Origin of the sequence: Plantactinospora sp. WMMB782 (genome assembly GCF_049179135.1) — a bacterium.
In the GTDB taxonomy this organism is placed as follows: Bacteria; Actinomycetota; Actinomycetes; order Mycobacteriales; family Micromonosporaceae; genus Plantactinospora.
In genome coordinates, this window is sequence record NZ_JBMHMC010000007.1 from 1 (window position 1) to 23981 (window position 23981).

General features: G+C 72.0%; 21 protein-coding genes, 14 tRNA genes and 1 pseudogene. 25 read left to right on the forward strand and 11 right to left on the reverse strand.

Annotated features, from left to right (window positions below; all coding sequences use genetic code 11):
- Positions 1-18 precede the first annotated feature (18 nt).
- The 17 genes from ACN28A_RS01825 (at position 19) to ACN28A_RS01905 (ending at position 4475) form a co-directional block, all read left to right on the forward strand.
- On the forward strand, positions 19-822 hold the full coding sequence (locus ACN28A_RS01825) for an alpha/beta fold hydrolase (protein WP_421391642.1): 804 nt from the start codon (positions 19-21) through the stop codon (positions 820-822).
- Between the two features lie 440 nt (positions 823-1262).
- Positions 1263-1335 (forward strand) — tRNA-Trp (locus tag ACN28A_RS01830).
- 210 nt (positions 1336-1545) lie between these two features.
- A tRNA-Glu gene (locus ACN28A_RS01835) sits at positions 1546-1617 on the forward strand.
- A gap of 40 nt (positions 1618-1657) precedes the next feature.
- Positions 1658-1731: transfer RNA gene (locus ACN28A_RS01840), tRNA-Leu, on the forward strand.
- Positions 1732-1739: 8 nt separating this feature from the next.
- Positions 1740-1812, forward strand: a tRNA-Gly gene (locus ACN28A_RS01845).
- Positions 1813-1862: 50 nt separating this feature from the next.
- On the forward strand, positions 1863-2303 hold the full coding sequence (locus ACN28A_RS01850; RefSeq protein ID WP_421391644.1) for an HNH endonuclease: 441 nt from the start codon (positions 1863-1865) through the stop codon (positions 2301-2303).
- 36 nt (positions 2304-2339) lie between these two features.
- Positions 2340-2410 (forward strand) — tRNA-Gln (locus ACN28A_RS01855).
- A gap of 6 nt (positions 2411-2416) precedes the next feature.
- Positions 2417-2491 (forward strand) — tRNA-Leu (locus ACN28A_RS01860).
- Positions 2492-2565: 74 nt separating this feature from the next.
- Positions 2566-2638, forward strand: a tRNA-Leu gene (locus ACN28A_RS01865).
- Between the two features lie 12 nt (positions 2639-2650).
- Positions 2651-2723: transfer RNA gene (locus ACN28A_RS01870), tRNA-Arg, on the forward strand.
- A gap of 6 nt (positions 2724-2729) precedes the next feature.
- Positions 2730-2803, forward strand: a tRNA-Pro gene (locus ACN28A_RS01875).
- 64 nt (positions 2804-2867) lie between these two features.
- Positions 2868-3614, forward strand: coding sequence for a hypothetical protein (locus ACN28A_RS01880; protein WP_421391645.1), 747 nt, complete (start codon positions 2868-2870; stop codon positions 3612-3614).
- A gap of 431 nt (positions 3615-4045) precedes the next feature.
- A tRNA-Lys gene (locus ACN28A_RS01885) sits at positions 4046-4118 on the forward strand.
- Between the two features lie 2 nt (positions 4119-4120).
- Positions 4121-4192 (forward strand) — tRNA-Met (locus ACN28A_RS01890).
- Between the two features lie 2 nt (positions 4193-4194).
- Positions 4195-4267, forward strand: a tRNA-Val gene (locus ACN28A_RS01895).
- 47 nt (positions 4268-4314) lie between these two features.
- Positions 4315-4397: transfer RNA gene (locus ACN28A_RS01900), tRNA-Tyr, on the forward strand.
- Between the two features lie 5 nt (positions 4398-4402).
- Positions 4403-4475: transfer RNA gene (locus ACN28A_RS01905), tRNA-Cys, on the forward strand.
- Between the two features lie 213 nt (positions 4476-4688).
- Here ACN28A_RS01905 and ACN28A_RS01910 read toward each other — a convergent pair.
- On the reverse strand, positions 4689-4940 hold the full coding sequence (locus ACN28A_RS01910; RefSeq protein WP_421391647.1) for an SCO4848 family membrane protein: 252 nt from the start codon (positions 4938-4940) through the stop codon (positions 4689-4691).
- A 188-nt stretch (positions 4941-5128) separates the two neighbouring features.
- Positions 5129-5737 carry a DedA family protein gene (locus tag ACN28A_RS01915; RefSeq protein ID WP_421391649.1) on the reverse strand — a complete coding sequence of 203 codons (609 nt, stop codon included), beginning with the start codon at positions 5735-5737 and terminating at the stop codon, positions 5129-5131.
- A 324-nt stretch (positions 5738-6061) separates the two neighbouring features.
- On the opposite strand from ACN28A_RS01915, the gene ACN28A_RS01920 reads away from it, so the two are divergent.
- Positions 6062-6265 (forward strand): cold-shock protein, encoded by a 204-nt coding sequence (locus tag ACN28A_RS01920; protein WP_278063023.1) that lies wholly within the window; start codon positions 6062-6064, stop codon positions 6263-6265.
- Here ACN28A_RS01920 and ACN28A_RS01925 read toward each other — a convergent pair.
- Together ACN28A_RS01925 and ACN28A_RS01930 are read right to left on the reverse strand one after the other, a co-directional pair.
- Positions 6246-7520, reverse strand: a complete 1275-nt coding sequence (locus ACN28A_RS01925; RefSeq protein WP_421391650.1) for an MFS transporter — start codon at positions 7518-7520, stop codon at positions 6246-6248. The genes ACN28A_RS01920 and ACN28A_RS01925 overlap by 20 nt on opposite strands.
- Before the next feature lie 83 nt (positions 7521-7603).
- Positions 7604-8176 (reverse strand): ArsR/SmtB family transcription factor, encoded by a 573-nt coding sequence (locus tag ACN28A_RS01930; protein ID WP_421391651.1) that lies wholly within the window; start codon positions 8174-8176, stop codon positions 7604-7606.
- A 181-nt stretch (positions 8177-8357) separates the two neighbouring features.
- On the opposite strand from ACN28A_RS01930, the gene ACN28A_RS01935 reads away from it, so the two are divergent.
- Positions 8358-9464: an NAD-dependent epimerase/dehydratase family protein gene (locus ACN28A_RS01935; protein WP_421391654.1), complete on the forward strand. Its 1107-nt coding sequence runs from the start codon at positions 8358-8360 to the stop codon at positions 9462-9464.
- 93 nt (positions 9465-9557) lie between these two features.
- Here the strand turns inward: ACN28A_RS01935 and ACN28A_RS01940 are convergent, their stop codons facing one another.
- The 3 genes and pseudogenes from ACN28A_RS01940 to ACN28A_RS01950 all read right to left on the reverse strand — a co-directional run.
- The gene (locus tag ACN28A_RS01940; protein ID WP_421391657.1) at positions 9558-10430 is read right to left on the reverse strand and encodes an N-acetylmuramoyl-L-alanine amidase; all 873 of its coding nucleotides are present in this window, start codon (positions 10428-10430) and stop codon (positions 9558-9560) included.
- Between the two features lie 151 nt (positions 10431-10581).
- The gene (locus ACN28A_RS01945; protein ID WP_421391659.1) at positions 10582-11430 is read right to left on the reverse strand and encodes a transglycosylase SLT domain-containing protein; all 849 of its coding nucleotides are present in this window, start codon (positions 11428-11430) and stop codon (positions 10582-10584) included.
- 263 nt (positions 11431-11693) lie between these two features.
- A pseudogene (locus ACN28A_RS01950) lies at positions 11694-13085 on the reverse strand (DedA family protein); the annotation flags it as partial.
- 134 nt (positions 13086-13219) lie between these two features.
- On the opposite strand from ACN28A_RS01950, the gene typA reads away from it, so the two are divergent.
- The 4 genes from typA to ACN28A_RS01970 all read left to right on the forward strand — a co-directional run bounded on the left by typA (position 13220) and on the right by ACN28A_RS01970 (position 18272).
- The gene (gene typA, locus ACN28A_RS01955) at positions 13220-15088 is read left to right on the forward strand and encodes a translational GTPase TypA (RefSeq protein ID WP_421391662.1); all 1869 of its coding nucleotides are present in this window, start codon (positions 13220-13222) and stop codon (positions 15086-15088) included.
- 72 nt (positions 15089-15160) lie between these two features.
- Positions 15161-16096, forward strand: coding sequence for a serine hydrolase (locus tag ACN28A_RS01960; protein WP_421391663.1), 936 nt, complete (start codon positions 15161-15163; stop codon positions 16094-16096).
- A 24-nt stretch (positions 16097-16120) separates the two neighbouring features.
- The gene (locus ACN28A_RS01965; RefSeq protein WP_421391664.1) at positions 16121-17215 is read left to right on the forward strand and encodes a mandelate racemase/muconate lactonizing enzyme family protein; all 1095 of its coding nucleotides are present in this window, start codon (positions 16121-16123) and stop codon (positions 17213-17215) included.
- A 133-nt stretch (positions 17216-17348) separates the two neighbouring features.
- Entirely contained in the window at positions 17349-18272 is a 924-nt protein-coding gene (locus ACN28A_RS01970; RefSeq protein ID WP_421391667.1) for an NlpC/P60 family protein, read from the forward strand.
- Between the two features lie 108 nt (positions 18273-18380).
- On the opposite strand, the gene ACN28A_RS01975 is transcribed toward ACN28A_RS01970, so the two are convergent.
- The 3 genes from ACN28A_RS01975 to pnuC all read right to left on the reverse strand — a co-directional run bounded on the left by ACN28A_RS01975 (position 18381) and on the right by pnuC (position 21549).
- Positions 18381-19379 (reverse strand): TerC family protein, encoded by a 999-nt coding sequence (locus ACN28A_RS01975; RefSeq protein WP_421391668.1) that lies wholly within the window; start codon positions 19377-19379, stop codon positions 18381-18383.
- 296 nt (positions 19380-19675) lie between these two features.
- Positions 19676-20902, reverse strand: coding sequence for an AAA family ATPase (locus ACN28A_RS01980; protein ID WP_421391670.1), 1227 nt, complete (start codon positions 20900-20902; stop codon positions 19676-19678).
- A complete protein-coding gene (gene pnuC, locus ACN28A_RS01985) occupies positions 20899-21549 on the reverse strand; it encodes a nicotinamide riboside transporter PnuC (protein WP_421391671.1) in 651 nt (216 codons plus the stop codon). The genes ACN28A_RS01980 and pnuC overlap by 4 nt, the downstream gene beginning before the upstream one ends.
- 107 nt (positions 21550-21656) lie before the next feature.
- Between pnuC and ACN28A_RS01990 the strand changes: the two genes are divergently transcribed.
- Positions 21657-21956, forward strand: coding sequence for an antibiotic biosynthesis monooxygenase family protein (locus tag ACN28A_RS01990; protein WP_421391672.1), 300 nt, complete (start codon positions 21657-21659; stop codon positions 21954-21956).
- Positions 21957-22047: 91 nt separating this feature from the next.
- Here the strand turns inward: ACN28A_RS01990 and ACN28A_RS01995 are convergent, their stop codons facing one another.
- The gene (locus ACN28A_RS01995) at positions 22048-22890 is read right to left on the reverse strand and encodes an STM4013/SEN3800 family hydrolase (protein ID WP_421391674.1); all 843 of its coding nucleotides are present in this window, start codon (positions 22888-22890) and stop codon (positions 22048-22050) included.
- Between the two features lie 284 nt (positions 22891-23174).
- On the opposite strand from ACN28A_RS01995, the gene ACN28A_RS02000 reads away from it, so the two are divergent.
- Positions 23175-23954, forward strand: a complete 780-nt coding sequence (locus ACN28A_RS02000) for an SDR family oxidoreductase (RefSeq protein ID WP_421391676.1) — start codon at positions 23175-23177, stop codon at positions 23952-23954.
- Positions 23955-23981: the final 27 nt, after the last annotated feature.

Below are 23981 nucleotides of genomic sequence, written 5' to 3' on the forward strand. Positions count from 1 at the left end.
GGGTGTAGCTTTTAAGCTATGACAGATACCCGGTATCTCCACCGCCCGGAGGGGCGCATCGCGTACGAGCTGTGGGACGGTGACGGGCCGCTGGTTATCTGCTCCCCGGGGATGGGCGAACTGCGCCAGTCGTACCGGCTGCTGACCCCGAAACTGGTCGCGGCCGGCTACCGGGTCGCGGTGCTGGACATCCGGGGGCACGGCGACAGCGACACCAGCTTCGCCGGGTACGACGACGTGGCGCTCGCCAGCGACATGCTCGCGCTCGCCGACGAACTCGGCGGCCCGGCGTACCTGGTCGGCAACTCGATGGGAGCCGGAGCCGCCGTGATCGCCGCCGCCGACGCCCCGGCGAAGGTACCCGGCCTCGTCCTGCTCGGCCCGTTCGTCCGGCAGCCCGCCGGCGCGGCCGTACTGAACCTGCTCTTCCGGATCATGCTCGTCCGGCCGTGGGGCCCGGCGGCCTTCCTCGGCTACTACCCGAAGTGGGTGCCCGGCACCAAGCCCGAGGGATACCCCGAACACCTCGCCCGGGTCCGCGACAACCTGCTCCGGCCGGGACACTGGCGGGCCTTCGTCCGGACCACCCGCACCTCGCACGAGCCGGCCCGGCAGCGGCTCCCCGAGGTGTCCGCCCCGGCCGTCGTGCTGATGGGTGCCGCCGACGTGGACTGGAAGGACCCGGCGGCCGAGGCGCACTGGATCGGGGAGCAGCTGAGGGCCGAGGTCGTGATGCTGCCCGGCGTGGGCCACTTCCCGCAGGCCCAGGCCCCCGAGGCGGTGGCCGCAGCCGTGAAGCGGCTGGTCGAGCGGGATTCCTGACTCCACTGTGTACGCCTGCCGGCACCGGCTCACCCGGTGCCGGCGGGCAGGCACCGCGGCCCGGAATCCGAAAGTGCCCGGGAAAAGTCGAAAAAGATGTTGCCCGGTCGCAGAGCCGCCCCTACCGTAGTTACCACAGCGATCAACACCGAATCGACAGCGAACGACAGGGAGCATCCGATGTTGTGGCAGAACTCATCGCGAGCGTGGCGGCAACTGCCGTCCGGCTCGACGGGTTGTGCCATCCTCGGGCACCCCGTCCTAGGCAGCGCCGGCGAATGTGCCGAGCTGGGCGGCTGGCGGACGTAACGCGACTGCACTCGCGTCCACGCCGCCCTCCCAGACCCGGGACCGGGCGGCGTTTCTCTTACCGTGCGCGTTTCTTCGGCACGGATGTTTCCCTGCCCCGCAAGTCTCTTTCACCGTGCACGATTCCGCACAGGGGTGTGGCGCAACTGGCAGCGCAGCGGCCTCCAAATCCGAAGGTTGCAGGTTCGAGTCCTGTCGCCCCTGCTTCTCCCCGGTCCCGACCGGCGGACACGGCACCAACTTGAGAACTCCACAGTGGATGGCATTACCGATGCCCGGCCGGCGCCGCACCACCGCGCCGGCCGGGCGGATCCGGGGCGAGGGAGACGGCTGACCCGCCTGTTTTGGGTACAGGAGAAACCGAGTTCGATTCTCGGGTCCCGGACGGAACCAGGGGTTGTGGACACCCCGCTCGGACCGTTGGAGTAGTGGTATCTCGCCAGGCTCTCAACCTGGAAGAGGCCGGTTCGATTCCGGCACGGTCTACGGAACCGCGCCCGTTCTCCGGGCCCGGTCGGCACCATCCGCTCCGGTAGCCCAACGGCAGGAGGCAGCGCGCTCAAGACGCGCACAGTGTGCGTTCGAATCGCACCCGGAGCATTTCCCGTGCGGCTGTAGCGCAGTTGGCAGCGCGCCACCTTGCCATGGTGGAGGTCCCGGGTTCGAATCCCGGTAGCCGCTCTCGAACACTTCCAGAGTTCCGTGACGTCGACGAGAGAAGGAGGTATCCGGTGGACGTCCTGGTCATCAACGCCGACCTCGGCCCGCTCCACCGGGTCAGTCTCCGGCACGCCGTACGGATGCTGGTCCGGCGGGTCGCCGAGGTGCACGAGGCCGTACCGGACCGGCTGATCGGGGTGTACCCGGTGCCGACCGTCGTCCGGCTGGTCAGGTACGTCGTCACCAGGTGGCGGTTCAGCTCGGGGCCGGCCTGGTCCCGGTCGGGCGTGCTCACCCGGGACGGACGCCGGTGCGGTTACTGCGGCGGCCACGCCAGCACCGTCGACCACATCCTGCCCCGCTCCCGCGGTGGCCGGAACACCTGGACCAACACCGTCGCGTCCTGCGACGGCTGCAATCAGCGCAAGGCGGACCGCACCCCTGCCGAGGCGGGCATGGAACTGCGGTCGGCGGCGACGGTCCCGAGTTGGGCCGCGCTGACCCGGCGCTGACGGCCGGCCGGCGGATTCTCCCCCGCCGGCCGCCTTTTCCGGATCGTCCAACGGCAGGACACCTGATTCTGGCTCAGGCGATCGAGGTTCGAATCCTCGTCCGGAAGCGCGATGCCCTCGTGGCCCAATTGGCAGAGGCACCAGGTCGAGAGCCTGGTCACGTGCGCGTTCGAGTCGCGCCGAGGGCACTTCGGGGTGGGTGCTGGTGCACAGCGTTGCCTTGCAAGCTCCGCGTGCGCGGTTCGATCCCGCGTCACTCCATGCCCGGGTAGCCCAACGGAAGAGGCCGCCGGCTCAGAACCGGTGTGTTGCAGGTTCGACTCCTGCTCCGGGTACTGCCGTTTCAAGCCCTTGTAGCTCAGTGGACAGAGCGCCTGGCTACGAACCAGGAAGTCGGAAGTTCGAATCCTCCCAGGGGCACGACATCGGGACGTGGCGCAGCTTGGCAGCGCGCCGCACTGGGGGTGCGGAGGCCGTCGGTTCGAATCCGGCCGTCCCGACTTCGACAGGGTCGCCGCAGCCGACGACGACGACTATCGTCTGCCCGACGAGACCGAGAGGATCATGGTGCCGAACCCCACCGAACTGCACAAGGTCAACGCGCTGGTGCAGGGCTTCAAGCCGCAGGCCAAGCGTGAGCTGACCGACGCGCACCGGCGTACCCAGAAGGCGCCGCCGCTGTCCGGGATCTCCCGGACCTACCAGCCGTTCGCCGACGACATCCGGGAGCAGTTGCCGCCGGAGTCGACCCGGGTGCAGTACACCGTCCAGGAGGTGCTCGACGAGGTCGCCTCGACCATGGGTCGGCTCTTCGACCTTCAGTTCATGCAGGACACCGGGAACGCCAGCGCAAAGGCCGACGTGCTGGTCGAGGGGCGGACGCTGATCAGCCAGGCACCGGTCACCTATCTGCTCTTCCTGGAGAAGCAGCTCGTCGACCTGCGTACCTTCGTCGACGGGCTGGCCACCCTGGACGCGGCGGAACGGTGGGAGTTCGACCCCGACCGGGGCTGCTACGCGAGTACGCCGAGCCAGACGCAGAAGATGCGCAAGGTGCACCGCAACCACGTCAAGGCGGAGGCCACCGAGAAGCACCCGGCGCAGGTCGAGGTCTACACCGAGGACGTACCGGTGGGCATCTGGACCACGGTGAAGCTCTCCGGCGCGCTGCCGGCGGAGCGGGTGAAACTGCTGCGCGGCCGGGTCGACAGGCTGCTGGAGGCGGTGAAGGTGGCCCGCGAGGAGGCGAACAGCAGCACCGTCGAGGAGCGCACCGTCGGCGACGAGGTGTTCGGCTACCTGTTCGGGTAGCCTCCCAGACACCCCCGTGGAGCGGGGGGTGGCGCGACGAGCGCCGAGACTGAGGCTGATCTGTCAGGCTCATCGAAGGCGACGGTTCCAGTGGAGGTTCAAGTCCTCCCCTCGGCACTCCGGGCCGAGGTAGCCCAACTGGCAGAGGCAGACCGGCGCCGAGCAGGCTGAGACTATCGCTCCAGACTCAGCACCCCCACCCATCGCCAGACCTACCGACCACGACAATCTCGACGAGATGCTGGTTCGAGTCCAGTCTGCCGCTCTCCCTGCGGCGGTCGCTTAATGGCAAAGCACGTCGACCGCAGACTGATCGTGGAGCTTAAACGCCGCTGGCGTGCGAACGGGTGGAATTCGAGGGCCCCCGGGGCAGGGCATACCCCGGGGGTCCGCCAACTCTTGACGAGCCCGCCTGGCGGCGGGACGTCCTCGCGCCGCTAGCTCATTGGCCAGAGCAACGCACTCTTAATGCGTGGGTTCGGGGTTCGAGTCCCCGGCGGCGTACTCGCGGGGTAGCGCAGTGGTAGCGCGGCGGCCTCATAAGCCGCAGGTCCCGGGTTCGACTCCCGGTCCCGCTCCCGTTCCGGTAGCTCAGTCGGAAGAGCATCGCGTCGACATCGCGAAGGTCGCTGGTTCGAGTCCAGCCCGGAACACGTACTAGTCCAGCCCGGAACACGTACCGGTCCCGCCGGTCGGCCGAGCGGGTGCGCCGACGTCGGAGAGTCGGGCCTGTCTGTAAAACAGGTGCCTCGCGCGCAGGAGGTTCGAATCCTCCCACCCGCACGCCCGGCCTCGTCTCGTCCCCGGTGGGGCGCCCCGCCTGCAACGCGGGTGATGCGGGTTCGACTCCCGGCGAGGTCTCGATGCCATCCACTGTGGATGCCATGGGCGCGGGCGTCGGCTGCTCGGCCGCCACTCATTCTGGCGGTGTGCCCGGTTCGACACCGGGGCCCATGACTCGCCGGCCGGCGGTGGTTGTGGTGACGGGGGAACGCCGGCCGGCCCCGACCGCCCGGCCACGGCTCGGCCACGGCTCGGCTCGGCTCGGCTCGGAACCGGGAACCGGGAACCGGGTCAGGATCGCGGAGCCCGACCCGCCCGCCAGGCCCGTACGCCGAGGACGCCGACGGTGGTGCCGATCGCCAGGGACGCCGCGATCAGCAGCGCGTGCACCCAGAGGAAGCTCGTCGGGCTGCCCTGCCCGATCTCCCCGGTCGACCAGGCCCGGGCATCGTTCCAGATGGCGACGGCGAACCGGGGCCAGATCACCCAGGTCCAGACGCCGACCAGGACCAGGAAGCCGGCCCAACGCCGCGACAACACCATGGCAGCCCAGTATGCCAGCCGCGGCCTGTGCCCCCGGGTGGTGCCGGCCGGCGGCCCCAGCCGGCCGGCACCACCCGTCCCCCCGGTCCCCCACAAGCCGCCCGGCCGGCCTCGGCCCCCCGGTCTGCTCCCTGCGCCCCGGCCAGCCCTGCCCCGGTACAGCTCTGCCCGGTAGAGCCCTGCCCCGGTCAGCCCTGCACGGTCGAGCCGAGTCGGCGGCGCACCCCCAGCAGGACGAGCCCGCCGAGGACCATCCCGACACCCACCGTGCCGAGCAGCGCGAACGACTCCCCCGGCAGCAGCCCGCCGACCGAGCGGGCCAGGATGGCCAGCAGCATGTAGAGGCCGGCCCAGAGCACCGCGCCGATCGCCGCGAAACCCAGGAACCGCCGGTACGACATCCGCAGCCCACCCGCGGCCAGCGGCAGCACGGCGTTCAGTACCGGCAGGAACGGTGCCACCATCACCATCCGGCCCCCGCCGCTGCCGAGGATCCGCTCGGCGGCCACCCAGCGTGCCTCCCCGATCCACCCCCCGGTCCGGCTGCGCCGCAACCGGGCACCGAACCGCCGGCCGGCGAAGAAGGTGAGCGACCAGCCGCCGAGACAGCCGATGATCACCGCCAGGAACGCCCCCAGACTGGCCGGCCTGCCGACCCCCACCGCGGCCAGTACCGCCACGTCACCTGGCACGAGTACGCCGAGCAGCGGTATCGCGTCCAGCAGCATGACCCCGCCGAGCACCGTCAGGAAGATCCACGACGGCAGTTCCCCCACCTGAACCAGCCAGTCCGCCACGTCAGGAACGTTACGGAGGTGGCGGCATCCGGACATCCGGGGCGAGCCCTGGTTGGCGGCACCGGCGACCCTGAGCCGGTCTAGGGGTGACTCCGCCGTCCGGCGTAGGCCGACGGACGACCCCCGCTCGCCGACGGACGTCTCCGCCTGCCGAGGGTCGACCGCGACCGCCCGGAGGTCGACCCGACCCGCCGCAGGTGGCCGCCGACCGGAACGGAGGTTGGTACGACTCCCGACTTCCGCCCGCACCGGCTATCCCGGGCGGCTACTGTCGGTGGCGTACAGGGCGGGCCACGCACCAGGCGCGCCGCTAAGGAGACACCCATGGCAACCGGAACCGTCAAGTGGTTCAACTCGGAAAAGGGCTTCGGCTTCATCGAGCAGGACGGCGGAGGACCGGACGTGTTCGTCCACTACTCCGCGATCGCGTCGTCCGGCTACCGCGAGCTGAACGAGGGACAGAAGGTCGAGTTCGACGTCACCCAGGGCGAGAAGGGTCCACAGGCGGCTAACGTCCAGCCGCGCTGACCAGCTCGGAGCGCCCCGGGCGGGCCGGTCCGGCCGGCTCCTCCGGCAGGTCACGACGCTTGCGCAGGGGACCGACCAGCAGGATCAGCCCGGTCAGCGCCAGACCGCCGGTGAGTACCCACATGGCCGGGCGGAGGCCGAGTGCCGTACCGAGGGCGCCGGCGAGCACCGCGCCGAGCGGCATGGTGCCGAGGTTGACCACCTGCATGGTCACGATGACCCGGCCGAGCAGCTGGTGCGGCACGTACGCCTGCCGGAAGCCGGCCTTGATCACGTTCCCGGCCACCACTCCGGCACCGATCACCACCCCGGCCAGCACCACCAGTCCGAGCCGGGCTCCGGGGGCGGTCAGCGGGATCAGCAGGGCGAACGGTTCCGCACCGAGGGCGCAGAGCAGCAGCGCGCGGGCACTGCCGAGGCGCCGGGACAGCGCGGTGGCGACGGCGGCTCCGACCACCCCGCCGGCGCTCATCACGGCGACCAGCGCGCCGACCGTGCCCGGCCCCAGCCCGACCTCGCGGACCAGGAAGACGACCAGGATCGCCTGGTAGCCGACCAGCCCGAGGTTGCTGACGGCACCCCAGACGGTGAGTACCCGCAGGTAGGGGTCGCGGACGGTGAAGCGTACCCCCTCGGCGATCTGCGGACCGAGACCCGCGTCCGGCGCGGCGGCCCGGGGTGGCTCCGGGCGCCGGATCGACAGCAGGCAGGCGGCCGAGCCGAGGAAGCCGAACACGTTCACCACCAGTGCGGCCGCCGCACCGAACAGGTTGGCCAGCAGGCCGGCGGCACCCGGACCGGCCACCTGGGCCACCGCCTCGGTCCCCTGGAGCTTCGCGTTCCCCTCGGCCAGGTCGGCCCGGTCCAGCAGGGTGGGCAGGTAGACCTGGTACGCGGTCTTGAAGAAGACGCTCACCGTGCCGCCGGCCAGCGCGACGGCCAGCAGGTGCCCGACGCCGAGTACGCCGAGCCAGCCGGCGACCGGCACGCTGGCGAAGAGCAGCGCGGCGACCAGGTCGCAGGTCACCATCACGGGCCGGCAGCGCAGCCGGTCCACCAGGGCGCCGGCCGGCAGTCCGACCAGCAGCCAGGGCAGCCAGGCGGCGGCGGTCAGCAGCGCCACCTGGAAGGTGCTGGCACCGAGGGTGGCGACCGCCACCAGCGGCAGTGCCACGCTGGTGACGCTGGCCCCGAAGGTGCTGCCGCCCTGGCCGATCCAGAGCAGCCTGAAGTCTCGTTGCCGGAGCAGGCTCATCTTCTCTCCTCGTCCGCTGGCCCGCTGGCCGCGCTCGGCCCGCACCGGGGCGGGCGAAGCGGCGGGCGCAGGGGTCGGCTGGGTCAGGGTTGGGCCGGGACGCCGTAGGCGAAGAAGAAGACGGGTTCGCGGTGCTGCCCGTCGTCCGGCAGCTCCCGGTCGCCCCAGCGGGAGAGCAGGGCGAGCAGCTCGGTCTCGAACTCGACCAGCTCGTCCGGGGTGAACCGCAGCCAGCGGTCGGTGGAGAAGGGCGCCTCCCCCCAGGCGGCCCGCTGCTCCTCCCCGCTGGCGTGCCAGTCCCGCACCAGGCCGACCTGGCGGTCGAGGTTCAGCGAGACGGCCGCCTGCTGCACGGCCTCGCTGGCCGGGTCGTCGGCGAAGTCGGCGGTGGACCAACGCAGGCCGGACGAGACCAGCCGCCACCAGCGCTCCCGGCGGTCCCGGGCCAGCTCCGGCGCCTCCGCCACCAGGTCGGCGGCGGCGAGCACCCTGAGGTGGTGGCTGACGTTCGCCACCGCCTGTCCGGTGCGTTCGGCAAGCGTGCTGACGGTGGCCGGACCGTAGACCTTCAACACGTCCATCAGACGGCGGCGTAGCGGATGGGACATCGCGGCCAGCACCCGGGAGTCGGTGACCTGGCGGATCTCTCGCTTCATGCACTCAGACTCGCACACGCAACAGCAGTTGCGCAAGAGATGTTGTGCAATAGTGGTTGCGGGCTTCTGGCGGTCCCGCCGGGAGACTTCGACGGCCGCCGGGACAGATCGACGGCAGAGCTGGTTCGGCTGATAGCGGAAGCGCTCGGCACATCCGACCGAGCCGATCTACCGTGACGTCATGCAGAAGATCGCCCTGGTCGTCGGCGCCACCGGCCAGGTCGGCCGGGCCACGGTCCGCGCCCTGGTGGCCGACGGCTGGCACGTCCGGGCCGCCGCCCGGGGCCTGCGGGCCGGCGCACCCTGGCCGCCGGACTGGAACGTCGAACTGGTGCCGCTGGACCGCGAGGACGACGCCGGGCTGGCGGTCGCGGTCGGCGCCGGCTGCGACGTCCTGGTCGACACCGTGGCGTACGACGCCAGGCACGCCCGCCAACTGCTCCGGCTCGCCGACCGGGTCGGTTCGGCAGTGGTCGTCTCCAGCGCCGGGGTCTACCTCGACGACGAGGGCCGGGGGTTCGGTGCCGAAGGGGTCCGGTTCCCGGTGCCGATCGCCGAGACCCAACCGACCGTGGCACCCTCGGAACCGGACCCCGCCCCCGACTCGGAGCGCGACCCCGATCCGGACACGGACACGGACCCGGGATCCGGGGCGGGTGCGGACACCTACGCGGCCGGCAAGGCGGCCCTGGAACGGGAACTGCTCGCCGCCGGGGCGGTGCTGCCGACCTCGCTGCTGCGGGCCGGTGCGATCCACGGGCCGCACACCGTGCACCCGCGCGAGTGGCACTTCGTCAAACGCGCCCTGGACAACCGCCCGGTACGGGTGCTGGCGTACGCCGGGCAGAGCCGGTTCCACCCGGTCTGCACCGCCAACCTGGCCGAACTGATCCGGCTCTGCGCCGCCGAGCCCGGTGCCCGGGTACTCAACGCGGGCGACCCGGAGCCGCCGACCGTACGCGAGATCGGTGCCGCCGTGCACGCGGCGCTGGACCACGACGCGGAGGACGTACTGATCGACGGCCCGTCCCCGGCACCGCCGGTGGGCATGACCCCGTGGTCGACGCAGCACCCGGTGGTGCTGGACATGGGCCTGGCGCACCGGCAGCTCGGCTACCGGCCGGTGACCAGCTATCTCGACTCGCTGCCGGAGACCGTACGGTGGCTTGTGGACGCCGCGCACGGCCGGGACTGGCGGACCGTCTTCCCCGATCTCGCCCAGAACTACCGCACCGACTACTTCGACTACCTCGCCGAGGACGCCTGGCTACGCCGCCGCAGTCACTGAGCCGCCGAGCCAGCCACTGCGCTCAAGGGCCGCTGAGCCAGCCACTGAGCTGACGGGCCGCTGAGCCGCGCAGCCGCTGACCGTGGCGGCAGTTCAGGCGGCGGTGAGCTTCGCGGCCAGCTCGGCGACCCGGTCGCCGAACGCCGCCCGCAGTGCGGTCGCCGCGGCGTCCAGGTCCTTGGAGCCCAGCCCGTTGAGCACGCCGTCGATGATCTGCTGCTCGTTGACCCAGTCCTTGCCGAGCATGGCCATCTGGTTCGCCTTGACCTCGGTCAGCATCCCCTCGATGTTGTAGAAGTGCTGCCGGATGTCGGTGCGCCCGCTGCCGTCCGGCTTCTGCGCACCCTGCCACAGCAGGTAGTTGTTGTCCTTGGCGAACTTGAGCAGCTGCTCCTGCTCCTGGTCGGACAGTGCCGGCATGATGTTCTCCCCTCCGGACGATGCCGCCGCGACGTCGCGCCGGAACTGGTTCATGTTGAAGCTCGGATCCGTCTTGACGCTGGGATGCCCGTAACCGGCGGGCTGGTGCTCCTTGTGCCCGCCGATCCCCCAGCCGGTACGGTCGCGCAGCGCCCGAACCCCGCGCACGTACGAGTCGTACTGCCGGTCGGTCCAGGGCTCGCCGAGGGCGTGCTGGGCCTCGATGCCGACCAGCCCGGAGTTGCCGACCCCCTTGAACGGCCCCGCCCAGCCGACCCGGACGTGGTTGCACCGACCGGATGCGATCACGTGCCAGTGCCCGGTACGGGAGAGGTAGAGCTGGGCAATCGGCGGCGGGGCCGTGGCCGAGCCGTGCAGCAGGACGTAGATCTCGCCGGCGTCGGTGGAGCGCAGCGAGCCACGGGTCTCGTGGCACATGATCCCGTGTGGATCGAACGACGTGGAGCCGCGGCTCCGCCAACCGCCCACCTCGTGCACGGTGAGCCCGGCGGCCCGGAGCACGTCGGCCAGCCAGAGCAGTCGCATCGGTCAGCCCTCCTGACTCGGAGGCAGGCTTTCACTACTGACCGTATCCGCGTGGTCTGGCTGCGTCCAGTCGTCAGAGCTGCCAATCTGAGCAAAACCCATGGTCAACCGGGTCGGAACTCGGGAAGGGACGGTCAGCGCGCAGCCCGCCTCAGAAGGCCAGGCACTCACACTCCGTCATCAGCGCCCGGACGTTCCGGACGTACTGCGGGTTGGGAATCTTCAACCCGTCGTCGGTCACCACCGCTCCCGGTCCGAAGTTGTACGCCGAGATCACCGCGTTCAACAGGCAGGAGTCGAGTTCGCCGGTGCAGTCGTCGGCGGAGACGCCGTAGGCGCCGTCGAAGAACGCGTCGCCGATGTACTTGATCAGCCAGGCCAGGTAGTTCGCGCCCAGCGTGGCGTTGTCCCGGTGGTCGTCGATGTCGTACGACTTGTCGAAACGCGTGTTGACGAAGGCCGCGGTGTCCGGCATGACCTGCATCAGTCCCACCCCGCCGTCGCAGGCGACGATGTTCGACTGCCAACCGCTCTCCTGCCAGGCGGTCGCCTTGACCAGGTTCACCGGCACCCGGATGCTCGGCGCCGAGTTCGGCCAGTACGTCCGGCCGGCCGCCTCGGTGAGCGCCTGTTTGACCTGGGCCCGGCTGGCCTGGTCGCCCTCGTAGCGGGGCTTGGTGCAGCCGGTCTCCGGCTTCGGCGGCGGCGGGGGCAGCCTGGTCTCGGTCGACGGCTTCGGCACCTTACGCGGCCCCGGCTTCCGGCTCGGGGTGCGACTCGGTTTCGCCGACGGCGTCGGCCGGACACCGAGCCCCGCCACGGCCGGCGGCCCGGTCGTCGGCTCGCCGGCCGCAGCCGGCTGGGCCGCGTCGGAGGGGTCGACCTCGGCCGCCACCGTGCTCGTGCCGCCGGTCGGCTCACCGTTGGCGCAGCCGACCGCGGCGGCGAGCGCCAGGACCACCACCCCGGGCACCAACGTCCTGCGCAGCCACTCAGTCACTCCGAGCCCCCGATCTCCCGGCGCACCATAACAGGCACACCGCCAGATCAGGGGGCCTCGACCACCCGGCCGGCCGGGGCCGCCCGCTGTGCCGCCTCCCCCGCGACCGGCACTCCCTGCCCTGCCGCCTCCCCCGTCCGCTGTGCGGCCTCCCCGGCAACCGACGCGGCCTGCTGCGCGGCCTCCCCGGCGACCGGCGCCGCCTGCTGCGCGGCCTCCCCGGCGACCGGCGCCGCCTGCTGCGCGGTGTCTTCGGCGGTTGTTGGTTCGGGTCGCCGCGACGGCTGGGCACCGGCGTGCGGCCCCGCTCCGGCGGCGCGTACCGCCCGGTCCCGGGTCGCCCAGGCCACCATGAAGACGGCGGTCCAGAGCACGCCGAGCAGCATCGAGGTGACCGTCTCGCTCGCCGAACTCCAGCCGACGTAGAGCCGGGCCGCCCCGACGGTCACCACGCCGACCGCCGCCACCGTCCAGGCCGCCACCGCCGTCGGCCACCGGCTCTGCCGGGCCAGCAGCCAGGCCAGCGTGCAGAAGCTGGCCGCGACCACCGCGTTCTGGGCCGGCAGCAGCGCCACCGGGGTACTCCGGGTCGGCCCGGTGACGTCGGTGACCAGGAGCAGCACCAGCAACGGCACGAAGGCGCCGACCGTACCGAGCACGCTGAGCAGGTCCACCCGCCACGGCCGGGTACGCCAGCCGACCACCGCGGCGACGAGCGCCACCACCAGGATCAGCGCCGGTCCCCGCAGCGCCCCGATCGTGCCGTGCGCCAACTCGGCGACCCCGTCGGTACGCCGGGACGCGAACCACTCCGCTATCGCGCTGTCGACCACCGACAACCCGCTCTGCGTCACCACCAGGTCGAGTAGCCAGGCCAGGACCAGCCCGGTCACGAAGAGCAGCGCCAGCCCGGCGACCAGGTTCGCCAGCAGCGTCCAGCCCGGCCCGATGTGCATCGAGAGGAGGAAGAAGAGCACCCCGTACCGCCGGGCGAGCCAGCGCAGCGGCGGGCGGGCGACGGCCCGGGACAGCAGTGACCGCACCGGATCCGGGTTGCGGCCGAGCCAGCGGCCGACCAGCACGATGGCGACGATGAAGACGATGAGCAGCAGTACCGCCCCGGTCGCCCGGCCGAGATGGTGGGAGACCGTCTCGTAGGACTCCCCGGCCAGGAAGCCGGCCAGCACCGAACCGCCGACCCAGGTCGTCACCCCGGCGAGGTTCCACGGCGCGAACCGCCGGTACGGCATCCCGGCGCTGCCGGCCAGCCGGGGCACCAGGGTCCGGGCGAAGGCGACCCAGCGGGCGGCGAAGACGCCGCGCCCGCCCAGCCGCGCCAGCATCGCGTCGGCCTTCGCCCAGCGCTGAGCCCCGACCCGGACGCCCCATCGGCCGGTCCGCAACCGGGGGCCGTGCCGCCGGCCGCTGCGGAAGGCGAGCGCGTCGCCGAGCACCGCTGCGAGAATCATCACCACCAGGGCGGGTCCGAGCCGGAGCATCCCGGTGTAGCTGAGGAAGCCGACCAGCAGCAGGGTCGCCTCGGCCGGCATCACCAGGCCGACGATCACCGCCGTCTCGGTGGCCACCAGCAGCGCGGCGGCCAGATAGACCAGCACCGGCGGCAACTCCCGCACCACCGTCAACACCTCCTGCACGCCCGACCCCCCGAACACTTCGGCCAGCATGCCAGTCGCGTGCGGTGATGGCACGGCGATTCCACGGAGACCGGGGTAACCCCAGGGGGAACCCGGACGCCGGCCCGGATCGCGCAGGCGGGAGGATGGAGAGCATGCAGACCCGCGGGGACCTTCGTAACGTCGCAATCATCGCCCACGTCGACCACGGCAAGACCACCCTGGTCGACGCCATGCTGCGGCAGTCCGGCGCGTTCTCCGCCCGGGCCGAGCCCGCCGACCGGGTGATGGACTCCATGGACCTGGAGCGGGAGAAGGGCATCACCATCCTGGCCAAGAACACCGCCGTGCGCTACCTGCCGGCGGACGGTTCGGGGCCGGTCACCATCAACATCATCGACACCCCCGGGCACGCCGACTTCGGCGGGGAGGTGGAGCGCGGGCTGACCATGGTCGACGGGGTGCTGCTGCTGGTGGACGCCAGCGAGGGTCCGCTGCCGCAGACCCGGTTCGTGCTCCGCAAGGCGCTGCGGGCCCGGCTGCCGATCATCCTCGTGATCAACAAGGTGGACCGGCCGGACGCCCGGATCAAGGAGGTGGTCGACGACACGTACGAACTCTTCCTGGACCTGGACGCCGACGCCGAGCAGATCGACTTCCCGATCATCTACGCCTGTGCCCGGGACGGCATCGCCTCGCTCACCCAGCCCGCCGACGGCACCGTGCCGGAGGACAGCAGCTCGCTGGAGCCGCTCTTCCGCAGCCTGCTCGACACCATCCCGCCGCCGGCCTACGACGAGGACGCGCCGTTGCAGGCGCACGTGACGAACCTGGACGCCTCCCCGTTCCTGGGCCGGCTGGCGCTGTGCCGGGTCCGCCAGGGCACCGTCACCAAGGGCGAGACCGTGGCCTGGTGCCGCACCGACGGCAGCGTGGCCCGGGTCCGGGTCTCCGAACTGCTGATGACCGAGGGACTCGAGCGCAAGCCGGCCACCTCGGCCGGGCCGGGCGACATCATCGCGATCGCCGGCATCCCGGAGATCATGATCGGCGAGACCCTGGCCGACCCGGAGGACCCCCGGCCGCTGCCGCTGATCACCGTGGACGAGCCGGCGATCTCGATGACCATCGGCACCAACACCTCGCCACTCGTCGGCCGGGTCAAGGGCGCCAAGGTCACCGCCCGGATGGTCAAGGAAAGGCTGGACCGGGAACTGATCGGCAACGTCTCGCTGCGGGTGCTGCCCACCGACCGGCCGGACGCCTGGGAGGTGCAGGGCCGGGGTGAGCTGGCCCTGGCGATCCTGGTCGAGCAGATGCGCCGGGAGTCCTACGAGCTGACCGTCGGCAAGCCGCAGGTGGTGACCCGGGAGATCGACGGGAAGACCTGCGAGCCGGTGGAGCGGCTGACCATCGACGCCCCGGAGGAATACCTCGGCGCGATCACCCAGCTGCTGGCCACCCGCAAGGGCCGGATGGAGCAACTGGTCAACCACGGCACCGGCTGGATCCGGATGGAGTGGCTGGTGCCGGCCCGGGGGCTGATCGGCTTCCGCACCGAGTTCCTCACCGACACCCGTGGCACCGGCATCCTGCACCACGTCTTCGAGTCCTACGAGCCGTGGTTCGGCGAGCTGCGTACCCGGAACACCGGTTCGCTCGTCGCCGACCGGTCCGGGGTGGCGACGGCCTTCGCGATGCTCAACCTCCAGGAGCGCGGCACCCTCTTCGTCGAGCCGGCCACCGAGGTGTACGAGGGGATGCTGGTCGGCGAGAACTCCCGCTCCGACGACATGGACGTCAACATCACCAAGGAGAAGAAGCTCACGAACATGCGCTCCTCGACGAGCGAGGAGACGGAGAAGCTGATCCCGCCGCGCAGGCTCTCCCTGGAGCAGGCCCTGGAGTTCTGCCGCGAGGACGAGTGCGTCGAGGTGACCCCGGTGGCGATCCGGCTGCGCAAGGTGGTGCTGGACGCACCGTCGCGGGCCCGGGCCGCCGCCCGGCGCAAGCACGCCAACTGACCCCGGCAGCGGGCCGCGCGGAGGTTCCGGAACGGGTCGTAGGCTGCCCGGATGCGGTCGTACCCTGCTCAGGTGTCCTGGGACGAGATCGACGCCGAACTGGCGGCGGTGCCCGGCACGGTCTCGGTGTACGCGGGCCGGCTCGGCCGCCGGCCCGGCTACACCCGGCTGCCGGACGCACCGCACTACGCGGCCAGCACCATGAAGGTGGCGGTGCTGGCCGCCCTGCACCGGGCGGCCGAGGCCGGAAAGCTGGCGCTGGACGCGCCGGTGCCGGTGGTGAACGAGTTCGACTCGGCCCGGCCGGGCGCGGGCCGGTTCTCCTGCGCGCCCGACTACGACAACGACGAGCAGGTCTGGGCCCGGCTCGGCGGCACCGCACCGCTGCGCTGGCTCGCCGAACGGATGATCGTCCGGTCCAGCAACCTCGCCACCAACCTGGTGCTGCGGCAGGTCGGGCTGGCCGCCGTCGCCGAGGTCTGGGCGGACAGCGGTGCCCGGCACAGCCGTACCGAGCGGGGGATCGAGGACTTCGCCGCCCGGGACGCCGGGCTCGACAACCGGGTCACCGCCGCCGACCTGGCCGGACTCTTCGGCGGGATCGCCCGGTCCCGGCTCGGCTCCCCGGCCGCCTGCGCGGCGATGCTCGACGTACTGCTCGGCCAGGAGCGCACCGAGGACCTGGCCGCCGGACTGCCGCCGGGGACCCGGATCGCGCACAAGAACGGCTGGGTACGCGGCGTCCGGCACGGTGCCGGCGTGGTCTTCCCGGACGACGCCCCGCCATACACCGTGGTGGTCTGCACCAGCGTCCCGCCCCCGACCGGGAACCGTGCGACCGACGGCGGTACGACCAGCACTGGCACGAGCAGCACTGGCACGACCGACGCCGGCACGAGCGACGGCGGCACGGCCGACGAGGACACCGACGGGCGGGCGCGTCGGCTGATCGCCCGGATCTCGGCCCTGGTCTGGGCCGCCCGGCACCGACTGGGGACCGTCGGCTGATCCGACGGTCGATATGGTGCCTGCATGTCGATCGCCTCGGTACGCACCCACCGGCTCTCCGCTCCGCTGCACACCCCGTTCGTCACCGCGCTGCGCCGTACCTCCACAGTAGAGACCCTTGTCGTGGAGGTGGTCGACGCCGACGGGCGGTCCGGGTTCGGCGAGGCGCCCCAGGTGTGGCAGGTGACCGGGTCGTCGATCGGCGGTGCGCGGGCCTGTGTCGAGGAGGTGTTCGCCCCGCTGCTTGTCCGGCGCGACCCGGACGACCTGGTGGCCCGGTGCGCGGAGGTGCGCCGGGCGGTGGTCGGCAACGAGGCGGCGAAGGCGGCGGTGGACGTCGCACTGCACGACCTGGCCGCGCGGCGGCTCGGCGTACCGCTGTACCGGCTGCTCGGCGGGACCTCCCGGCGGGTCGCCACCGACGTCACCCTGTCGGCCGGGGACGCCGTCGAGCTGGCCGGTGCGGCGAAACAGCGGGTGGCCGACGGTTTCGACGTACTCAAGGTGAAGGTCGGCACCGACGCGGCGGGTGACCTGGCCCGGGTCCGGGCGGTACGGGCCGCCGCCGGGCCGCAGGTCCGGATCAGGCTCGACGCCAACCAGGGCTGGACGCCCCGGGAGGCGGTCCGGGTGATCCGCAGCATCTCCGACGCCGGACTCGACGTGGAGCTGGTGGAGCAGCCGGTGCACGCCCGGGACCTGGCCGGGCTGGCCTGGGTCGCCGACCGGGTCGACGTGCCGATCCTGGCCGACGAGTCCGTCTACGGGGTGCGCGACCTGATGGAGGTGATCCAGCGCCGGGCCGCCGACCTGGTGAACGTCAAGCTGGCCAAGTGCGGCGGCCTGGGTCCGGCCCGTACCCTGCTGGAACTCGCCGCCGAGCACGGCCTCGGCACCCTGGTCGGCTCGATGATGGAGAGCCAGATCGGGCTCGGCGCGGCGGCCAGCCTGGTGGCGGCGCACGGTACCAGCGCGGTCGCGGACCTGGACGCCGCGTGGTGGCTGGCCTGGACGCCGGTCCAGGGCGGCATCCGGTACGAGCAGGCCACCGTCGTGCTCCCCGACGCACCCGGCCTGGGCGTCGCCGGCCTGCACCGCACCCCGGCACCGACCCCCTGACGCCCCCGCCGCTGTCCGGTCCCGGGCCGACGAGCGGCACTATGAAGGCAACATTCATTCGCCTGTTGCAGTCCGGCGCTAACTTTCATATCGTTCGGGCGGAGGGCGGGCGAGGACGGGTGGTGGTACTGGCATGGTGCTGCGCTCGGGGCAGCAGGCTGTGGTCCGGGTCGCCGTCGCGACCCTGTGGGCGAGGCCCGAGGCCGTCCGGCCGGTGGACGCGCCGGCCCTGTCCCGCCGCACCGACATCGCCGGCTGGATCTCCGGGATGACCGCCGACCAGCGCGTCGGCGAATGCGTGCTCAGCCAGCTCCTGCTCGGCGAGCGGGTACTGATCGAGGAGGTCCGCCCGGACGGCTGGGTCCGGCTGGTCGCGCTGGAGCAGCCGGCGGCCAAGCTCGATCCCCGGGGCTATCCGGGCTGGCTGCCGCTCCAGCAGCTCGCCGAGCCCGCCGAGCCGGCACCCGCACCGCCGGACCTGGTCGTCGCGGCGATGGTCACCCGGTTGCACGACGCCCCGGCCGGCGCGGTGGTGCTGCCCGGCGTCGTCCTGGGCACCCGGCTGACCGGGGCGGGGCCGGTCCGGGCCGGCTGGCGGCCGGTCTGGGTCCCCGACCGGGAGCAGCCGCTATGGGCACCCGACACCCACCTGGCGCCGGCGCCGAGCCGGCAGCCCAGCGCGACCGAGGTGCTCGCCGTGGCCAACCGGCTGCGGGACGTGGTCTATCTCTGGGGCGGCGTCTCGGCGTACGGCATCGACTGTTCCGGGCTGGTGCACCTGGCCTGGCGGCGCTTCGGCGTACGCCTGCCGAGGGACGCCGACGACCAGGCGGCGGCGACCGCGCCGGTACCGCTCGGCGCCGAACGCCCCGGCGACCTGTACTTCTTCGCCCGGCCCGGCCGCCGGGTGCACCACATCGGCATCGTCACCGCCCGACCGGGACCGCACGGCGACCGGCGGATGCTGCACGCCTGCTACACCAGGCGTCGGGTCCTCGAGGAACCGATGCCCGCCGAGCGGGCCGCGACCCTGGTCGGCGCGCACCGGGTCGGCTGACCTCCACGGAGGCCCACTCTCGGCTGACCTCGACCGAACGGCAACGGCGCCGGTCGCCCGGCAGGGCGACCGGCGCCGTTCGTCGTCAGGCGACCGGCACCGCGACCGTCAGGCGACCGGCACCTTCTCGGCCGACCTGCGATCCCGGCTGGACTTGATCAGGCTGGCGACGGTCGCCGCCGCCAGCGTGCCCAGGATGACTGTGAGCGAGAGCCAGATCGGGATGTGCGGCGCCCAGCTGATGTGCTCACCGTTGTTGAGGAACGGCAGGTTGTTGCCGGCCAGCGCCTCCAGCACCAGCTTGACGCCGATGAAGCCGAGCACCACGGCGAGCCCGATGTTGAGGTAGACCAGCCGGTCGAGCAGCCCGCCGAGCAGGAAGTAGAGCTGCCGCAGCCCCATCAGCGCGAAGACGTTGGCGGTGAAGACCAGGTACGGCTCCTGGGTGATCCCGAAGATCGCCGGGATGGAGTCGAGCGCGAAGACCAGGTCGGTGGTGCCGATCGCGATCAGCACGATCAGCATCGGGGTGAAGAGCCGGCGGCCGTTCTCGTGCACCATGATCCGGGTACCGGAGAAGTCCCGGGAGACCGGCAGAGCCCGCCGGGTCCAGCGGATCAGGATGTTCTCCTTGAAGTCGTCCTCGGTCGGCTCACCCTGGCGGAAGAAGTTGATCGCCGTGTAGATGAGGAAGGCGCCGAAGATGTAGAAGACCCAGGAGAACTGGTTGATCAGGGCGGCACCGGCGGCGATGAAGCCGCCGCGCATCACGAGCGCCAGCACGATGCCGATCAGCAGCACCTTCTGCTGGTACTGCCGGGGCACACCGAACCGGGACATGATGATCACGAAGACGAAGAGGTTGTCCACCGAGAGGCTGTACTCGGTGAGCCAACCGGTGTAGAACTCTCCGGCCACCGTGAAGTTGGTGGTCAGGGCCAGGCCGATCCCGAAGACGATGGCGAGACCGACGTAGAAGGCGACCCAGAGGCCGGACTCCCTCAGACTCGGCTCGTGCGGTCGCCGACCGATGATCACGAGATCGAGCAGCAGGATCGCTGTCAGTGCGACAAGCGAGATGACCCACACCCAGGTGGACACGTTCAAGGCACTCCTCCGGCAGGCACGCGGCACCGCCGTCAGCACGCGGGCGGCGCACCTCAGGCGGTGTGGACGGTGGTGACTGTCGGAGGTCTCTTCCGCCATCGCCGTGTCAGGACACCACGGCGACAACCTACGGTGCCGGGTCCTCGCGCCGGTCCACCGGCGGACGACCGTGTTGACGACACCGTCGCGAAGGAATACTCCCCTCCTACAGCGCCATTGTTCACCATTCCCCGCCCGTTTCGCATCTCCCCCCGGTCGGCGCTACCCGGGTCACCTCCGGTAGCCATCCTAGGACCCTAGGTGCTCTTCCGGGGCAGTATCGGGTCGGCAAGGGACCAACCGGCCGCCAGCAAGTCGTCGCAGGCCCCGGTCGCGGTCCGGAGCCGGTCCGGAAGCGGACCGGTGAGTTCGATCACGGGTACCCCGGATTCGGCCAACACCGTGCGAAACCGCTCGGTCATCCAGCTCCGCAGGTGCGCGCCGTCCCGCAGCCCGTCGTCGGTGAACGGCACGCCCCGATGGTCGGTCAGCAGGTACAGGTCGGGTCGGCGGGCGGCGGCCCGGACCCGGGGCGAGGTCGAACCGAGGTACCGCTCCTCCCAGACCGCGGTGGCCCGGGCATCGGTGTCGCAGAAGAGCAGCGGACCGCTGCGCCGGGCGGCGGCATCCTCGGCGGCCTGCTGCTCCCGGACCACCGTGACGAAGTCGGCCCGGTCCCAGACCACGTCGAAGATCGTCGCATCGGGATCGGTCCGGCGCAGCCGGTCCAGCTTGGCGGCGGTCAACTCCCGGCCGTACTCCGGTACCCAGCCGGTCCGGTAGTGCCCGGCCAGCGCCCGGGCCACCGTGGTGGTACCGGTGGACTCGGCACCCACCACGACGACCCGGCGGACGAACCAGGCCCGCACCGGCGCGCTGAGCATCCCCCAGTGCGCCACCGGATCGGCCCGGACCGCCGTGCCGGAGACCGGCACCGCACTCCGGGCCGGATCGACGGGTACGTCCACCGCGCCGAACCGGCGGGCCAGTTCCGCCCCGTACGCCTCGGAGGAGAAGACCGCGTCCACCCGGGCACCGCCCAGCGCCGCCCGGAACACCGCACAGTGCGCGTCCCAGGCCGCCGGATCGGCGTAGTCGACCGGATGCTCGTCGTACCGGCCGACGAACCGGACGTGCCGGTCGGTGGCGTGCACCTCGCGCAGCCAGTCCAGCCGCAGCTCCAGCGGAATCGACTCCCGCCGGGACGGCGTCACCAGCACGGTGACCGCGGCGCACCGGCGGGCCGCCTCGGCGATCAGCGCGTGGTGCCCGGCGTGCGGCGGGTAGAACTTCCCCACCACCAGCCCGTGCCCGAACCCCGGCGCTCCGGTGCCCGCCCGGGCCGGGCCCGCCACCTCCGCGCCCCGACGCGGCCGGGGCACGGCCGGGCCGCCGGAGAAGTTGCCGGTGTTCGGCGCGGTCGGCCGGGCCGCCCGGCCGGAGCGCGGGGCGGCCGGCGGGCCACCGTCGTGCCCGGCGGTCATGCCGGGGCCGGACCGGGCGCCAGCGGCCGGGCGGCGGCCGAGAGCCGGCGCAGGTCCGCCCGCCAGTTGCGCAGCCCGAGCACGCAGAGCCCGAGGAAGACCAGGTAGAGCCCGGCGGTCAGATAGAGCCCCTTGTAGGCGTAGAGCGGGATGTAGACGAGGTCGGCGGTGATCCAGATCCACCAGCTCTCCACCAGCTTGCGGCACTGGCCGTAGGTCGCCATCAGGGACAGCGCGGTGGTCACCGCGTCCGGAAACGGCACCGTCGAGTCGGTCGCCCGGTCCAGCAGCAACCAGAGCAGCAGCGTCAGCACCGCACCGGCGGCGACCAGCACGGTCCACTCCCGACGGCCGGTCCGGCTCACCACCAGCCGGCTCCGCTGCGCACCGCCGAACAGCCACGCCCACCAGCCGTACAGGCCGAGCCCGACGTAGACGATCTGGAGGCCGGCGTCGGCGTACAGCCCGGCGGTCCAGAAGAGCACCATCAGCAGCAGCACGTTTGCGATGCCGACCGGCCAGTTCCACATCTTCTGCCGGGTCAGCAGCCAGACGTTGAGTACGCCGGTCGCGAAGCCGAGCAGTTCGGCACGGCTGGTCGGGGTACCCGCCACGGTGAACGCCGTACCGGTCAGCCAGTCGAGCATGCCGCACCTCCCGCAAGATCTTCCGGAGTTCCTACCGTAGGTACCTGCGGGCGGGACGGGTATACCCCGATCGACCACCCCGGCCCGACCCGTGTCATCCTCTGGTCGTGGTGCTCGAAGTTGCGCTTATCGACGTGCTGGCCGGTCAGGAGGAGGCGTTCGCCGAGGCGTACGCCAAGGGTCATCTGACGCTCGCCGGCACCCCCGGCTGCCGGTCGGTCCGGATGACCCGAGGGATCGAGTCGCCGTCCCGGTTCGTGCTGCTGGTGGAGTGGGACTCGGTCGAGGCGCACCTGGAGAACTTCCGGGCGACCGAACGCTTCGACACCTGGCGCTCGCTGATCGGCCCGTACTTCGCCGCCCCGCCGGTGGTCGAGCACTTCACCGACGTACCGCCGCCGGCCTGACGCCCGCACCCTCGCCGAGGCCGCAGTCAGCGTCGGCTGCGGCCCGGTCCGCCCGGTCGGGCGCGGCGGCCGGTGCGCCCCGGCGGGCCGGTCACCCGGGTTGGTCCGACCCCGGCCAGTCGCCGGGCTTGCCCCAGTCACCCGGTTCGAGGACGAACTGCCCGTACGGGACCGTCCACACCACCTCGTGACCGAGCCGGTGACCGCTGTGCCCCTCCTCGCCGTACGCGGTGCCGTGGTCGGCGCAGACCAGCACCAGGCACGGCCGGTCCCGGGAGGTGGCCAGGGCGAAGAGCCGGCCGATGTGCCGGTCGACGTACTCCAGCGCGGCGGCGTGACTGTCGCGGCTGTCCCGGTCGGCACCCGGCAGGTAGTGCCGGTTCGGCTGGTGGATCGCCGCGACGTTGACGAAGAGGAAGAGCGGCCGTTCCTCTGGCACCGTCGGCAGCACGGTGGCGATCCGGTCGAGCTGTGCCTCGAAGCAGCGCGGCGCGGAGACGCCGAACTCGGGCTCCCAGTGCGCCTCGGCGAAGAGCGCCGGCAGCACCCCGCCGAGCGGGGACCTGCCGCTGAAGAAGCCGACCCCGCCGACGCAGACGGTGTGGTAGCCGGCCGAGGCGAGGGCCCGGACCACGTCCGGGGCGTCGAAGACCCAGGTCTGCTCACCGGTGGTCCCGCTGCCCGGGGAGGCTGCCGCGAAGAGCCGGGGGTGCGGGCCGGGTGTGGTGGGGGTGGGCAGGAAGCCGGCGAAGAACGCCTGGTGTGCCGCGTACGTGAAGCTGGCCGGACTGTGCCGGCGCTCCCAGACCCCGCCCGGCAACGCGCGCACCAGATTCGGAGTGCGCCCGGCGGCGGCCAACTCCTCCGCGACGTCGTACCGGAGTGTGTCCAGGGTGACGAACAACAGGTCGTGGCTGCCGATCAGCTCCCTCATGCCGCCCTCTCCACCTTTCGGTCACGTCCGTGGTGTCATGCTGCCCGGTGCCACCGTCGCCCGCGCAACTGACCCCCCTGCGGCCGGCCCACCCGACGGGTCCGCCACGACGACCGGTCCGGTGCGACGATCAGACCGGTCCGGTACGACGACCGGGTCCGCCGCGAATCGCCTGGCCGGTGCGGTGTCCGGGCCTGGTTCACAGTGGACGACCGCCCGGCCGGCCCGTCGGTGGGGCGTGCCGATACTGGCCGCGACCCGGCGGATCGGGTTGACTCTGCGGCATGGAAGAACGGGTTGCCCTGATAACCGGGGTCAGCCGCCGGGCCGGGATCGCCGCGGCGGTCGCCCGGAGGTTCGCCGCAGACGGCTACCGGCTACAGCTCACCGGCCTGCCCGGCTACGACGAGGCACAGCCGTACGGCGGTGACCCCGAGGGCATCCCCGGGCTGCTCGCCGAACTCGAACAGGTGACCGGCGACCCCGACGTGACCCGGTTCCGGGCCGCCGACCTGACCTCGCCGACCGCCCCGGCCGAGCTGGTCGAGACGGCGGTACGCGCACACGGCCGGCTCGACGTCGTCGTCTCCGCGCACACGTATTCGACCGAGACCGCCCTGGGCACGCTCGACGCGGACGAGGTCGACCGGCACCTGGTGGTGAACGTCCGGGCCAACCTGCTGCTGGCCGAGGCGTTCGCGGCGGCGTTCCGGGCCGGCTCCGGGGGTCGGCTGGTCCTCTTCTCCAGCGGGCAGCGGCTCGGCCCGATGCCGACCGAGCTGGCCTACGCGGCCAGCAAGGCCGGAGTGGAGAACCTGACCCGGCAGTTGAGTTTCCTGCTGATGCCGCGGGGGATCACGGTGAACTGCGTCAATCCGGGCCCCACCGACACCGGGTGGGCCTCGGCGGAGGACCTGGCAGCGGGCGGTCACCTGTTCCCGGGCGGCAGGTGGGGCCAGCCGGACGACGCGGCCCGGCTCGTCGAGTGGCTCTGCTCGGTGGAGGGCAGATGGGTCACCGGCCAGGTGATCGACTCCGAGGGCGGCTTCAACCGCTACGGCTGACCGTTCCACCCGCGCCCGCCGTTCGCC

Bases quoted from the DNA above. Each gene is read 5' to 3' on its own strand.
- ACN28A_RS01825 (WP_421391642.1), top strand. From the start codon at position 19: ATGACAGATACCCGGTATCTCCACCGCCCGGAGGGGCGCATCGCGTAC.
- ACN28A_RS01880 (WP_421391645.1), top strand. From the start codon at position 2,868: ATGGTGCCGAACCCCACCGAACTGCACAAGGTCAACGCGCTGGTGCAG.
- ACN28A_RS01910 (WP_421391647.1), bottom strand. From the start codon at position 4,940: ATGGTGTTGTCGCGGCGTTGGGCCGGCTTCCTGGTCCTGGTCGGCGTC.
- ACN28A_RS01920 (WP_278063023.1), top strand. From the start codon at position 6,062: ATGGCAACCGGAACCGTCAAGTGGTTCAACTCGGAAAAGGGCTTCGGC.
- ACN28A_RS01925 (WP_421391650.1), bottom strand. From the start codon at position 7,520: ATGAGCCTGCTCCGGCAACGAGACTTCAGGCTGCTCTGGATCGGCCAG.
- ACN28A_RS01930 (WP_421391651.1), bottom strand. From the start codon at position 8,176: ATGAAGCGAGAGATCCGCCAGGTCACCGACTCCCGGGTGCTGGCCGCG.
- ACN28A_RS01935 (WP_421391654.1), top strand. From the start codon at position 8,358: ATGCAGAAGATCGCCCTGGTCGTCGGCGCCACCGGCCAGGTCGGCCGG.
- ACN28A_RS01940 (WP_421391657.1), bottom strand. From the start codon at position 10,430: ATGCGACTGCTCTGGCTGGCCGACGTGCTCCGGGCCGCCGGGCTCACC.
- typA (WP_421391662.1), top strand. From the start codon at position 13,220: ATGCAGACCCGCGGGGACCTTCGTAACGTCGCAATCATCGCCCACGTC.
- ACN28A_RS01965 (WP_421391664.1), top strand. From the start codon at position 16,121: ATGTCGATCGCCTCGGTACGCACCCACCGGCTCTCCGCTCCGCTGCAC.
- ACN28A_RS01970 (WP_421391667.1), top strand. From the start codon at position 17,349: ATGGTGCTGCGCTCGGGGCAGCAGGCTGTGGTCCGGGTCGCCGTCGCG.
- ACN28A_RS01980 (WP_421391670.1), bottom strand. From the start codon at position 20,902: ATGACCGCCGGGCACGACGGTGGCCCGCCGGCCGCCCCGCGCTCCGGC.
- pnuC (WP_421391671.1), bottom strand. From the start codon at position 21,549: ATGCTCGACTGGCTGACCGGTACGGCGTTCACCGTGGCGGGTACCCCG.
- ACN28A_RS01995 (WP_421391674.1), bottom strand. From the start codon at position 22,890: ATGAGGGAGCTGATCGGCAGCCACGACCTGTTGTTCGTCACCCTGGAC.
- ACN28A_RS02000 (WP_421391676.1), top strand. From the start codon at position 23,175: ATGGAAGAACGGGTTGCCCTGATAACCGGGGTCAGCCGCCGGGCCGGG.